Annotated in this window: 8 protein-coding genes; 6 read left to right on the top strand and 2 right to left on the bottom strand. The window is 72.8% G+C overall.

Annotated elements, in window-relative coordinates; translation table 11 throughout:
- The first annotated feature begins 87 nt into the window (after positions 1 to 87).
- The 3 genes from ACWGB8_RS04875 (at position 88) to ACWGB8_RS04865 (ending at position 7,241) form a co-directional block, all read left to right on the top strand.
- A complete protein-coding gene (locus ACWGB8_RS04875) occupies positions 88 to 780 on the top strand; it encodes a VIT1/CCC1 transporter family protein (RefSeq protein ID WP_452210425.1) in 693 nt (230 codons plus the stop codon).
- A 406-nt stretch (positions 781 to 1,186) separates the two neighbouring features.
- Positions 1,187 to 5,788: a glutamate synthase large subunit gene (gltB, locus tag ACWGB8_RS04870; protein ID WP_452210423.1), complete on the top strand. Its 4,602-nt coding sequence runs from the start codon at positions 1,187 to 1,189 to the stop codon at positions 5,786 to 5,788.
- Positions 5,781 to 7,241: a glutamate synthase subunit beta gene (locus ACWGB8_RS04865; RefSeq protein WP_452210301.1), complete on the top strand. Its 1,461-nt coding sequence runs from the start codon at positions 5,781 to 5,783 to the stop codon at positions 7,239 to 7,241. Before gltB ends, ACWGB8_RS04865 begins: the two co-directional genes overlap by 8 nt.
- 170 nt (positions 7,242 to 7,411) lie before the next feature.
- Here the strand turns inward: ACWGB8_RS04865 and ACWGB8_RS04860 are convergent, their stop codons facing one another.
- Positions 7,412 to 8,386, bottom strand: coding sequence for an ArsR/SmtB family transcription factor (locus tag ACWGB8_RS04860; RefSeq protein WP_452210299.1), 975 nt, complete (start codon positions 8,384 to 8,386; stop codon positions 7,412 to 7,414).
- Between the two features lie 98 nt (positions 8,387 to 8,484).
- On the opposite strand from ACWGB8_RS04860, the gene ACWGB8_RS04855 reads away from it, so the two are divergent.
- The 3 genes from ACWGB8_RS04855 (at position 8,485) to ACWGB8_RS04845 (ending at position 12,245) form a co-directional block, all read left to right on the top strand.
- Complete coding sequence (locus tag ACWGB8_RS04855; RefSeq protein ID WP_452210298.1) at positions 8,485 to 9,747, top strand: MFS transporter; 1,263 nt, start codon at positions 8,485 to 8,487, stop codon at positions 9,745 to 9,747.
- A 78-nt stretch (positions 9,748 to 9,825) separates the two neighbouring features.
- A complete protein-coding gene (locus ACWGB8_RS04850) occupies positions 9,826 to 10,692 on the top strand; it encodes a helix-turn-helix domain-containing protein (protein ID WP_452210297.1) in 867 nt (288 codons plus the stop codon).
- 95 nt (positions 10,693 to 10,787) lie between these two features.
- Positions 10,788 to 12,245 carry an aldehyde dehydrogenase family protein gene (locus ACWGB8_RS04845; RefSeq protein WP_452210295.1) on the top strand — a complete coding sequence of 486 codons (1,458 nt, stop codon included), beginning with the start codon at positions 10,788 to 10,790 and terminating at the stop codon, positions 12,243 to 12,245.
- Positions 12,246 to 12,325: 80 nt separating this feature from the next.
- Here the strand turns inward: ACWGB8_RS04845 and ACWGB8_RS04840 are convergent, their stop codons facing one another.
- A complete protein-coding gene (locus tag ACWGB8_RS04840; protein WP_452210293.1) occupies positions 12,326 to 13,240 on the bottom strand; it encodes a hypothetical protein in 915 nt (304 codons plus the stop codon).
- Between the last annotated feature and the right edge of the window lie 255 nt (positions 13,241 to 13,495).

Raw genomic sequence — 13,495 nt, 5'->3', positions numbered from 1 at the left:
TCGGCGCCGAGGAAGAGGACCGGACACGGGGAGGACGAGAGCGTGAGCACGACCGTACGGGAACCCGAGACCGCGGACGCCCCGAGGATCCCCGCCGCGGGCCACCACCGGGACGTCAACGGGGGCTGGCTGCGGCCCGCCGTGTTCGGCGCGATGGACGGGCTGGTGTCCAACTTCGCGCTGATGACCGGCGTGGTCGGCGGCGCGGCCTCCGGCGGCACGGTGGTGCTGACCGGGCTGGCCGGCCTGGCCGCCGGCGCCTGCTCGATGGCGGCCGGCGAGTACACCTCGGTGGCCTCCCAGCGCGAGCTGGTGCAGGCCGAGATCGAGGCCGAACGCCTGGAGCTGCACCGCAACCCGCGCGGCGAGCTGGCCGAGCTGGCCCAGCTGTACGTGGACCGCGGGGTGGAGCCGGCGCTCGCCCGCGAGGTGGCCCGGCAGCTCTCCGGGGACCCGGAGCGCACCCTGGCGGTGCACGCCCGGGAGGAGCTCGGGGTGGACCCCGCCGACCTGCCCTCGCCGCTGGTGGCCGCCGCCTCCTCGTTCGGCTGCTTCGCGGCCGGTGCGCTGCTGCCGCTGCTGCCGTACCTGCTGGGGGCGGATTCGCTGCTGCCGGCGCTGCTGGTGGCGCTCGCCGGGCTCTTCGCCTGCGGGGCGCTGGTGGCCCGGGTGACGGCGCGCAGCTGGTGGTACAGCGGACTGCGGCAGCTGCTGCTGGGCGGTGCGGCGGCCGGCGTGACGTACCTGCTGGGGGCGCTGATCGGCGGGACTGTGGGATGACACGGACGACTGCATGAGTATGCCCGTCAATGCGTGACGTTCCGCACATGGGCATCGGATCCGGCCTGGCCTAGTCTCAGTATTCGAGCTCGCCGCCCGCTGATTCGCATCCGCGGGATCCGTCCCGGGAAGGATTCGCAGGCGACCAAGATCGGCGCGTGTAGCCAGGGGATTTCGCCCCTGTTTCGGGCGGCCGACCGGCGGGCACAATCGGGGGACGTGCACTGTGGCACGTCCTCCCACTCCCTTGACCTGCGGGTCTGTCCGGCATCTGGACGGCATATCCCGCTTCCCGGGAACTTGGGCATCATGTAACTTGCACGAAATCGCATCAGGGCCAGCGTCGTCCCTACTGCACCGCACCTGCTGAATGACGACGACGGGAGAGCCGATGCTGTCTGCATCCATGCACTCCGCCAACGAGCCCCAGGCCGGCGGCCACCGCCCGCCCTACGCGCTCGTTCCGGATGCGCGACCTGCTGCTCAGGGCCTGTACGACCCGCGAAACGAGCACGACGCCTGCGGCGTCGGTTTCGTCGCCACGCTGACCGGCATCGCCGACCACACCGTCGTCGAGCAGGCGCTCACCGTCCTGCGCAACCTGGAGCACCGCGGTGCCACCGGCGCCGAGCCGGACTCCGGCGACGGCGCGGGCATCCTCACCCAGATCCCGGACGCCTTCCTGCGCAGCAAGGTCTCCTTCGAGCTCCCCGCCGCCGGCTCCTACGCGGTCGGCATCGGCTTCCTGCCCGACGAGGACGCGGCCGAGGCCGGCGCCGTCGCGCAGATCGAGGCCATCGCCGCCGAGGAGGGCCTGACCGTCCTCGGCTGGCGCGAGGTGCCGGTCACCCCCGACCTGCTCGGCGCCACCGCCCGCAGCGTGATGCCGCGCTTCCGGCAGCTGTTCGTCGGCCACCCCGGGAAGACCGGCATCGAGCTCGACCGGGTCGCCTTCGTGGTCCGCAAGCGCTCCGAGCGCGAGGCCGGCGTGTACTTCCCGTCGCTCTCCGCCCGCACCATCGTCTACAAGGGCATGCTGACCACCGGCCAGCTGGAGCCCTTCTTCCCCGACCTGTCGGACCGGCTCTACGCCTCCGCGCTCGGCCTGGTGCACTCGCGCTTCTCCACCAACACCTTCCCGAGCTGGCCGCTCGCCCACCCGTACCGCTTCGTCGCGCACAACGGCGAGATCAACACGGTCAAGGGCAACCGGAACTGGATGACCGCCCGGGAGTCCCAGCTCGCCACCGACCTGATCCCCGCGAACAGGAACGGGCAGGGTCTCGACCGGATCTTCCCGATCTGCACCCCGGACCACTCCGACTCGGCCTCCTTCGACGAGGTCCTGGAGCTGCTCCACCTCGGCGGCCGTTCGCTGCCGCACTCGGTGCTGATGATGATCCCGGAGGCGTGGGAGAACCACGCCACCATGGACCCGGCCCGCCGCGCGTTCTACCAGTACCACTCCAACCTGATGGAGCCCTGGGACGGCCCGGCCTGCGTCACCTTCACCGACGGCACCCAGATCGGCGCCGTGCTGGACCGCAACGGCCTGCGCCCCGCCCGCTACTGGATCACCGAGGACGGCCTGGTCGTCCTCTCCTCCGAGGTCGGCGTCCTCGACATCGACCAGGAGAAGGTCGCCAAGAAGGGCCGGCTGCAGCCCGGCAAGATGTTCCTCGTCGACACCGCGGAGCACCGCATCGTCGAGGACGAGGAGATCAAGGCCGCGCTGGCCGCCGAGCACCCCTACGCGGACTGGGTCGCCGCCGGGCAGATCCAGCTCGCCAAGCTGCCCGAGCGCGAGCACATCGCGCACACCCACGCCTCGGTCACCCGCCGCCAGCAGACCTTCGGGTACACCGAGGAGGAGCTGCGCGTCATCCTCGCGCCGATGGCCAGGACCGGCGGCGAGGCGCTCGGCTCGATGGGCACCGACAGCCCGATCGCCGCGCTCTCCGAGAAGCCGCGCCTGCTGTTCGACTACTTCGTGCAGCTCTTCGCGCAGGTCACCAACCCGCCGCTGGACGCCATCCGCGAGGAGCTCGTCACCTCGCTGCTGTCCAACCTCGGGCCCGAGGGCAACCTGCTGGCCGCCGACGCCGCCTCCTGCCGCTCGGTCGGCATCACCTTCCCGGTGATCGACAACGACGAGCTCGCCAAGCTCATCCACATCAACGCCGACGGCGACCAGCCCGGCCTGAAGGCCGTCACGCTCTCCGGCCTCTACAAGGTCGCCACCGGCGGCGACGGCCTGGCCGCCCGCCTCGGTGCGATCGCCGCCGAGGCCGACGCCGCGATCGCCGACGGCGCGCGGATCATCGTGCTCTCCGACCGGCACTCCGACGCCGAGCACGCCCCGATCCCCTCGCTGCTGCTCACCTCCGCGGTCCACCACCACCTCATCCGCACCAAGCAGCGCACCCGGGTGTCGCTGCTGGTCGAGGCCGGTGACGTCCGCGAGGTGCACCACGTCGCGCTGCTGATCGGCTACGGCGCCGGCGCGGTCAACCCGTACCTGGCGATGGAGTCGGTCGAGGACCTGGTCGCCCAGGGCACCTTCCTGACCGGCGTCGAGCCGGAGAAGGCGATCAAGCACCTGATCAAGGCGCTCGGCAAGGGCGTCCTGAAGGTCATGTCCAAGATGGGCATCTCGACCGTCGCCTCCTACCGCGGCGCCCAGGTCTTCGAGGCCATCGGCCTCTCCCAGGGCCTGGTCGACACCTACTTCGCCGGCACCACCACCAAGCTCGGCGGCATCGGCCTGGACGAGATCGCCAAGGAGGTGGCCGCCCGCCACGCCAAGGCCTACCCGGCCTCCGGCATCCCCGCCGCGCACCGCGCGCTGGAGATCGGCGGCGAGTACCAGTGGCGCCGCGAGGGCGAGCCGCACCTGTTCGACCCGGACACGGTGTTCCGCCTGCAGCACTCCACCCGCAACCGCCGGTACGACATCTTCAAGCAGTACACGGACCGGGTGAACGAGCAGTCCGAGCGCCTGATGACGCTGCGCGGCCTGTTCAAGCTGGACGGCCTCGGCCGCACCCCGGTGCCGGTCGAGGAGGTCGAGCCGGTCTCCGAGATCGTCAAGCGCTTCTCCACCGGCGCCATGTCGTACGGCTCCATCTCCCGCGAGGCGCACGAGACCCTCGCCATCGCGATGAACCGCCTCGGCGGCAAGTCCAACACCGGTGAGGGCGGCGAGGACCCGGACCGCCTGTACGACCCGGAGCGCCGCTCGGCGATCAAGCAGGTCGCCTCGGGCCGCTTCGGCGTCACCTCCGAGTACCTGGTCAACGCGGACGACATCCAGATCAAGATGGCCCAGGGCGCCAAGCCCGGCGAGGGCGGCCAGCTGCCCGGCCACAAGGTCTACCCGTGGGTCGCCAAGACCCGGCACTCCACCCCGGGCGTCGGCCTGATCTCCCCGCCGCCGCACCACGACATCTACTCCATCGAGGACCTCGCCCAGCTGATCCACGACCTCAAGAACGCCAACCCGGCGGCGAGGATCCACGTGAAGCTGGTCTCCGAGGTCGGGGTCGGCACCGTCGCGGCCGGCGTCTCCAAGGCGCACGCGGACGTCGTGCTGGTCTCCGGCCACGACGGCGGCACCGGTGCCTCCCCGCTCACCTCGCTCAAGCACGCGGGCGGCCCGTGGGAGCTCGGCCTCGCCGAGACCCAGCAGACCCTGCTGCTCAACGGCCTGCGCGACCGCATCGTGGTGCAGACCGACGGCCAGCTGAAGACCGGCCGCGACGTCGTCATCGCCGCGCTGCTCGGCGCCGAGGAGTTCGGCTTCGCCACCGCCCCGCTGGTGGTCTCCGGCTGCATCATGATGCGCGTCTGCCACCTGGACACCTGCCCGGTCGGCGTCGCCACCCAGAACCCGGTGCTGCGCGACCGCTTCTCCGGTAAGCCCGAGTTCGTGGTGAACTTCTTCGAGTTCATCGCGGAGGAGGTCCGGGAGATCCTGGCCGAGCTGGGCTTCCGCTCCATCGAGGAGGCCGTCGGCCACGCCGAGCACATCGACGCCGAGGCCGCCGTCGACCACTGGAAGGCCGCGGGCCTCGACCTGGCCCCGCTCTTCCACGTCCCCGAGCTGCCCGAGGGCGCCGCCCGGCACTGCACCACCACGCAGGACCACGCGCTCGACAAGGCCCTGGACAACCAGCTCATCGACCTGGCCCAGGACGCGCTGGTCAACGGCGACGCCGTCCGCATCCAGCTGCCGATCCGCAACGTCAACCGCACGGTCGGCACCATGCTCGGCCACGAGGTGACCAAGCGCTACCGCGGCGAGGGCCTGCCCGAGGGCACCATCGACGTGGCCTTCACCGGCTCGGCCGGCCAGTCCTTCGGCGCCTTCGTGCCGCGCGGCATCACGCTGCGCCTGGAGGGCGACGCCAACGACTACGTCGGCAAGGGCCTGTCCGGCGGTGTGGTGGTGGTCCGCCCGGCGCGCGACGCCGCCGCCATCGGCAACGACGCCCAGAACCACGTGATCGCCGGCAACACCATCGGGTACGGTGCCACCAGCGGCCGGATCCACCTCCGGGGCAAGGCCGGCGAGCGCTTCGCCGTCCGCAACTCCGGTGCCACCCTGGTCGTGGAGGGCGTGGGCGACCACGGCCTGGAGTACATGACCGGTGGCCGGGTCGTCGTCCTCGGCGAGACCGGACGCAACCTCGCGGCGGGCATGTCCGGCGGTATCGCCTACGTGCTGGACCTGCGGCCCGCGAACGTGAACAGCGGCATGGTGGGCATCGAGGCCCCCAGCGCCGCCGACCGCGAATGGCTGCGCGAGACCGTGCAGCAGCACTACGAGGAGACCGGCTCCACCGTCGCCGCCGAGCTCCTGGCCGACTGGGGCAGCGGGGTCTCCCGCTTCTCCACGATCATGCCGACCGACTACAAGGCTGTGCTCGCCGCCAAGGACGCCGCTGAGCGCGACGGACTCTCCGAGTCCGAGACCACTCGCAAGATGATGGAGGCGGCACATGGCTGACCCCAAGGGCTTCCTGACCACGCCCAAGCAGCTGGCGGAGCGCCGCCCGGTCGACGTCCGGCTCCGTGACTGGAACGAGGTCTACGCCGAGCGCAGCCTCCTGCCGATCATCACCAAGCAGGCCGGCCGCTGCATGGACTGCGGCATCCCGTTCTGCCACAACGGCTGCCCGCTCGGGAACCTCATCCCCGAGTGGAACGACCTGGCCTACCGGGACGACTGGTCCGGCGCCATCGAGCGGCTGCACGCCACCAACAACTTCCCGGAGTTCACCGGGCGGCTCTGCCCGGCCCCGTGCGAGTCGGCGTGCGTCCTCGGCATCAACCAGGACGCGGTGACCATCAAGAACGTCGAGGTCACCATCATCGACAAGGCATGGGACAACGGCGGGGTCACCCCGCAGGTCCCCGAGCGCCTCTCCGGCAAGACCGTGGCCGTCGTCGGCTCCGGCCCGGCCGGCCTCGCGGTCGCCCAGCAGCTCACCCGCGCCGGGCACACCGTGGTGGTGTACGAGCGCGCCGACCGCATCGGCGGCCTGCTGCGCTACGGCATCCCCGAGTTCAAGATGGAGAAGCGGCACATCAACCGCCGCATCGAGCAGATGCGCGCGGAGGGCACCCGCTTCCGCACCGGCGTCCACGTCGGCGAGGACATCACCGGGCAGCAGCTGCGCGAGCGCTTCGACGCGGTCGTGGTCGCCGCCGGGGCCACCACGGCCCGCGACCTGCCGGTGCCCGGGCGCGAGCTCAAGGGCGTCCACCAGGCCATGGAGTACCTGCCGCTGGCCAACAAGGTGCAGGAGGGCGACTTCGTCGACGCCCCGATCAGCGCCAAGGGCAAGCACGTGGTCGTGATCGGCGGCGGCGACACCGGCGCGGACTGCGTCGGCACCGCCCACCGCCAGGGCGCGGCCTCGGTCACCCAGCTGGAGATCATGCCGCGGCCGAGCGAGTCCCGCCCCGGCCACCAGCCCTGGCCGACCATGCCGATGACCTACAAGGTCACCTCGGCCCACGAGGAGGGCGGCGAGCGGATCTACTCCGTGAACACCACCCGCTTCAGCGGCGACGAGGACGGCAACGTGCAGGAACTGCACCTCGTCGAGGTGGAGTTCAAGGACGGCCGCTTCGAGCCGGTGCCCGGCACCGAGAAGGCCATCCCGGCGCAGCTGGTCACCCTGGCCATGGGCTTCACCGGTACCGACGTGCAGAACGGCCTGGTCGAGCAGCTCGGCGTCGAGCTGGACGCCCGCGGCAACGTCGGCCGGGACGCCCGCTTCGCGACCAACGTGGACGGCGTGTACGTCTGCGGTGACGCCGGCCGCGGCCAGTCGCTGATCGTCTGGGCCATCGCGGAGGGCCGCTCGGCCGCCGCCGCGGTCGACAAGTACCTGGGCGGCAAGACCCCGCTGCCCGCCCCGATCCGCCCGACGGACCGTCCGCTGACGGTCTGACCCGCACCGCCGGGCCCTCCGGGGCCCGGCACCCCGTGAACGCCCGGCGCCGCATCGCCGGGAGCACGAGCCGCTGCCCCCGCCAGCGTCGCCGGGCCCATGCGGTTGTACGGCGCCTGCCCTCTCCCCGACCAGTTGGGGGCAGGCGCCGCTGTCGTGCCCGCGCCCGCTCAGCCGCCCAGCAGGAGTTCGGCGGCCTCGGTGCGGGCGTACAGCACGGTGCGGCCGGTGCGGTGGCGGGCGGCCAGGCCGGCCCCGTGCAGCGCCGTCAGGTGGTGCGAGACGTTCGCCGCCGACAGGCCGGTGCGGGCGGCGAGTTCGGTGGTGGAGGCGGGCGCGTCGAGTTCGGCCAGCAGCCGGGCCCGGGTGCCGCCGACGACCCGGGCCAGCCCCGCGGGGGCGGTGGCGGCGGAGGACTCCCAGAGCGTCGCCACCCCGCGCGGCGGGTAGACCAGCCCGGGCTGCCCGGTGTCGTCGGCCTGCCAGAGCGCGCCCGGCCAGATGAACGCCGCGGGCACCAGGACCAGCCCGCGCCCGCCCTCCAGCCGCCGTTCGATGTCGTACCGGCGCTGGGCCACCGTCATCCGGCCGTCCCGCCAGGCGACCTTGGGGTGCAGCCCCTCGAAGAGCGCGCCCGGACCCCCGGCGGCCATCCGCCGGGCCCGGTGCAGGATCTCGCCCTCCACCAGCCGCTCGATCCGCCCCCAGTACGGCTCCAGGGCGGCCCGCCAGTACGCCCGGATCTCGTCGGCCAACCGGGCCAGCCCCTCCGGAGGATCGTCCCGCAGCCGCGCCACCAGGGGCGGCAGCCGCCCGTCCAGGTGGCGGAGCTCGGCCCGGACGGTGTCGGGCGGGGTCGCGGTCAGCACGGCCAGCTCCGGTTCCAGGCCGGCGGCGGTGGCGTAGGGGATCGCGGTCAGGAAGTCCGGCAGGTGCCAGGCGGGCATCGGCACCAGCTCGGACAGCAGCGGGTACCGCACGCCCTCCTCGGCCAGCCGCCGCCTGGTCCGGTGCACCCAGGGGAGGTGGACGGCCTTGGCGCCCGGGTCCTTCAGCGTCTGGACGCTCGCCACCACCTCCAGCAGGCGCGAGGTGGCGAAGCGGGTGGCCGCCAGGTCCTGGGCGGAGAAGTCCAGCGTCAGCACGGGGGCCTCCGGCGCGTCGGGGACGCGCTGGTCGGGTCGACGATTCGACGGCAGTCGAATCTCTGGGCAGGAATGATCATCACCCGGAGGCTCGTGCCATGACCACCGCAACACTCTCCCCGCTCCGCGACCGCCTCGGACTGCCGGACACCGTCGGCCGCCACCGGCTGGTCGGGGCCCACCTGATCGACAGCCTCGGCACCGGGCTGGTCCTCGCCTTCACCCTGGTCTACTTCGCCCGCACCACCGGCCTCGGCATCGCCGCGATCGGCGCGGCCGTCACCACCGCCCGGCTGCTCGCGCTGCCCACCGCGATCGGCGTCGGCCCGCTGATCGACCGGTACGGCGCCCGCGCGGTGGCCGCCGCCGGCAACGTGCTCTCCGCCCTGGCCTTCGGCGGCTACCTGCTCGCCCGGCAGCCCTGGCAGATCGTGCTGGTCTGCCTGCTCACCCAGGTCGGCCACGTCGCGTACTGGACCTCCAGCACCGGCCTGGTGGTGCTGGCGGCCGGGGCGGGCGAACGGACCCGCTGGTTCGCGCTGGTGCAGACGCTGCGCAACACCGGGATGGGCCTGGGCGGGGCGCTGGGCGCCGTCCTGGTGGCCGACGGCACCGGGGGGCTGCGGCTCCTTGTGGTGCTGAACGCCGTCAGCTACGCGGTCGCGGCGTTCCTGCTGGCGACCTGGCGGCCCACGGCGGCCGCGCCCGAGGAGGCGGCCGAGGGGCCGGCCGAGGAGGCGGCCGCACCGGAACGGGCCGAGCGGGCGGGGGAGCGCGGCGGGTACCGGGCCGTGCTGCGCGACCGCCGCTACCTGCTGCTGGTCGCGATCAACCTGGTCTTCGTCTTCGGCTCGATGATCCTCAGCATGCTGCTCGCCGTCTACCTCACCGAGGGCCTGCACCGCGAGGCCTGGCTGGCCGGCTCGCTGCTGGTGCTCAACGGGGTGCAGGTGGCGCTCACCGGGAACGTGGTGGCCGGGCGGCTGGAGCGGTTCCGCGCCACCCGGGTGGTCGCCGCCGCCTCGCTCGTCAACGCCGTCGCCTTCGGCCTGTTCGCGCTCGTCGCCGCCGCCCCCGGCTGGGCCGTCCTGGCCGGACTGTACGCCGCGATGTTCCTCTACAACCTCGCCGAGACCATGGCCACCCCCTTCCGCGAGGAGCTCAGCGTCTCGCTCGCCGACCCCGCCCGGCGGGGCCGCTACCTCGCCGTCTACCAGCTCTCCTGGAACGTGGGCCAGGCCGTCGCGCCCGCCCTGCTCACCCTGCTGCTCACCCGCGGGGCCGCCCTGCCCTGGCTCTTCCTCCTGCTGATCAGCGTGCTCGCGGTGCCCGGCCTGCTCCGGCTGGAACGGCTGGGCTGACGGACTGTTGTTTGTCGGTGGCAGGTGGCAGACTGCGGCCGACGGCCGGGGGGCTGCGCGAGAGGCGGAGGGTGCGCGATGAGCACGACCCAGTCAGGTGGCGGCGCCACCATACGGCGCCTGCTGCTGGGTTCCCAGCTGCGCCGGCTGAGGGAGGCCCGGGGGGTGAGCCGGGAGGAGGCGGGGTACTCGATCCGCGCCTCCGAGTCCAAGATCAGCCGGATGGAGCTGGGCCGGGTCGGCTTCAAGGAGCGCGACGTCGCCGACCTGCTGACGCTCTACGGGGTCGAGGGCGAGCGGGAGCGGGCGGCCCTCCTCGACCTGGTCCGGGAGGCCAACGCGACCTCCTGGTGGCACGGTTACGGCGACGTGCTGCCGGGCTGGTTCCAGACCTACGTCGGCCTGGAGGAGGCCGCCGCCGAGATCCGCAGCTACGAGGTCCAGTTCGTCCACGGGCTGCTGCAGACCGCCGACTACGCGCGGGCGGTGATCCGGCTCGGCGGCCACCACGCGGCGGAGGACGAGGTCGCCCGGCGGGTGGAGGTCCGGCTGCGCCGCCAGGCGCTGCTGGACGGCGAGCGCGCCCCGCGGCTGCTCGCCGTCCTGGACGAGGCCGCGCTGCGCCGCCCGTGGTGCGGGCCGGAGGTGATGGCCGGTCAGATCGACCGGCTGCTGGAGCTGTCCGAGCTGCCCAACGTGGTGCTGCAGGTGATGCCGCTGGGCTTCGGCGGGCTGCGGGCGGAGGGCGGCGCGTTCTCGGTGCTGGCCTTCGCCGAGCCGGACCTGTCGGACGTCGTGTACCTGGAGCAGTTCACCAGCGCGCTCTACCTGGACAAGCCGGCCGAACTGGCGGAGTACTCCGCCGCGATGGACGGCCTGGTGGCCGACAGTCTGTCCCCCGGGAAGACACGGGAACTTCTCCACTCCGTACGCCAAGAGCTGTAGGGCATAAGTACGATGAGCGTCGATCAGATCGGGTTGACCGCATCGACGCCCTGATCCGATCGAAGTGTTCCCCGAACTGGCACGAGAGGGATCAGATGTCGTACTTCTCCGAGTTGGCGCTGCAGTACATCGACGGCGAGTGGCGCGACGGCAGCGGCTCCTGGGACATCGTCGACGTCGACCCGTACAGCGGCGACAAGCTCGCCACGATCACCGTCGCCACCGTCGACGAGGTGGACCGCGCCTACCGGGCCGCCGAACGGGCGCAGAAGGAGTGGGCGCAGACCAGCCCGTACGAGCGCCGGCTGGTCTTCGAGCGGGCGCTGCGGATCGTCGAGGAGCGCGAGCAGGAGATCACCGAGGCGATCGTCGCCGAACTCGGCGGCACCGCGCTCAAGGCCGGCTTCGAGCTCGCCCTCACCAAGGACATGCTGCGCGAGTCGATGGCCCTCGCCCTGCGCGCCGAGGGCAGCATCCTGCCCTCGCCGGTGCCCGGCAAGGAGAACCGCCTCTACCGGCTGCCGGTCGGCGTGGTCGGCGTCATCAGCCCGTTCAACTTCCCGCTGTTCCTGTCGCTGAAGGCGGTCGCGCCCGCGCTGGCCCTCGGCAACGGCGTGGTGCTCAAGCCGCACCAGGAGACCCCGATCGTCGGCGGCACGCTGATCGGCAGGATCTTCGAGGACGCGGGCCTGCCGGCGGGCCTGCTCAACGTGGTCGTCACCGACATCGCCGAGATCGGCGACGCCTTCATCGAGCACCCGGTGCCCCGGGTGATCTCCTTCACCGGCTCCGACAAGGTCGGCCGGCACGTCGCCACCGTCGCCGCCTCGCACTTCAAGCGCACGGTGCTGGAGCTCGGCGGCAACAGCGCGCTGATCGTCCTGGACGACGCCGACCTCGACTACGCCGTCGACGCGGCCGTCTTCAGCCGGTTCGCCCACCAGGGCCAGGTCTGCATGGCCGCCAACCGGGTGCTGGTGGACCGCAGCGTGGCGGAGGCGTTCACCGAGAAGTTCGTCGCCAAGGTCGCCTCGCTGCGGGTCGGCGACCCCAAGGACCCGGCCACCCAGATCGGCCCGCTGATCAACTCGGTGCAGGCCGACACCATCTCCGGCCAGGTCGACGCCGCGATCGCCGGCGGGGCCACCGCGCTGCTGCGCGGCGAGACGGTCGGCAGCCTGATGGCGCCGGTGGTCCTGGGCGACCTGCCCGCGGACGCGCCGATCCTGCAGCGCGAGCTGTTCGGCCCGGTCGTGCTGGTGGTGCCCTTCGACGGCGAGGACGAGGCGGTCCGGATCGCCAACGACACCCCGTTCGGCCTCAGCGGCGCCGTGCACACCGCCGACGTCGAGCGCGGGGTGCGGGTCGCCCGGCGGATCGAGACCGGCATGGTCCACGTCAACGACGGCACCATCGCCGACGAGCCGGTGGTCCCCTTCGGCGGCGAGAAGAACTCCGGCGTCGGGCGGCTGAACGGCGAGGCCACCGTGGACGCCTTCACCACCGTGAAGTGGATCTCCGTCCAGCACGGGCGCAGCCGCTTCCCGTTCTGACCTGCGCCGAACGGCCCGGCGCCCCGCGGACGCGGTGCCGCGGTGCCCGGACGCCCCCGTGGCGTACGGGCACCCGGCCGTCAGCCCGCGGCGTGCAGCCGGCGCAGGACGGCCATCAGCTCCTCGGGCGGCACCACGGAGAACGAGCGGGTCTCGTGGTCGATCCGGGTCAGCGAGGTCACCTCGCCCTTGCGCCACCAGTAGAGCCGGGGCGACAGGGGGCCCGGGTTGTCCTGGTGGGCGCCCAGGCCGAACCCCGCCAGGTCGTTGACCGCGTCCACCGCCTGCGGGCCCTCCAGCGGGTGGAAGACCAGGAAGTGCCGGCTCGGCACGGTGAACAGGGCGCCCTCCTCGGGCAGCTCGCGCCCGGTCACGGCGCGGGCCAGCTCGTCGAGGACCAGGGCCTTGCTGGCGACGAACATCGACTCGCCGGAGGCGATGTGCATGGCCGCGCCGTTCTGCCCGTGCGCGACGGCGTACTCGACCGGCTCGCGGACCAGGTTGGCCCGCCCGGCGGCGCGCAGCCGCTCCAGGCCCACCTCGGCGACCGCCTGGTCGTCCAGCATCCGCACGGCGTCGGGGAGGTCCAGCGCCAGCGCCTCCTGCAGCCCCGGGGCCACCGGCCGGACGTAGCTGAAGGACGGCGCCGCCTCGGGCGGGAAGGCGTCCTCGGGCAGCAGCCGCAGGAAGGCCGTGCGCAGGACGCCGTCCGCGCCCTGCGGGGTCGCGTCCTCGGCGCCGTCCAGGGCGCGGAAGTGGTGCTCCACCAGGCGGGGCCAGTCGCGCGGGTCCGCGCGTCGGCACAGCTCGGCGAGGTTGTACAGCGAGCGGGTGCCCTGCGGGGCGCGCAGGGTGTCGCCCTCGACGACGACCTGCGGACCGAGGCCGGCGTGGTAGTGGCGGACCAGCTCGCGCAGGTGGTCGGCCTGGGCGGTGGTCAGGGCGGTGAGGTGCGGGTCGTGCTGCGGTGCGGCCTTGGACCGGAAGAACTTCATGGGGACCGACTCTAAGCCCTGTCCGGCAGATCTTGCCGGGCGCACGACGCCGGGCATCCCGGCTGGACGCACCCCCGAATCGCCCAAGTACGTCCAGTACGAGGACGATCCGGGCGCACGCCCAGCCGGGCGCCCAACACCGCGCGCTGATCCGGCAAGATCGACCGGACAGGGCTTGGAACGGCCGCCGCCGCCGGCCTGACGGCGGGTCGGGCGGCGGGCGGTCCGGGCCGCCGCTGCCGCCCTCCCGGGCAC

This window comes from Kitasatospora sp. NPDC054939 (assembly GCF_053610105.1).
This window is presented reverse-complemented; position numbering and strand designations above follow the sequence as displayed.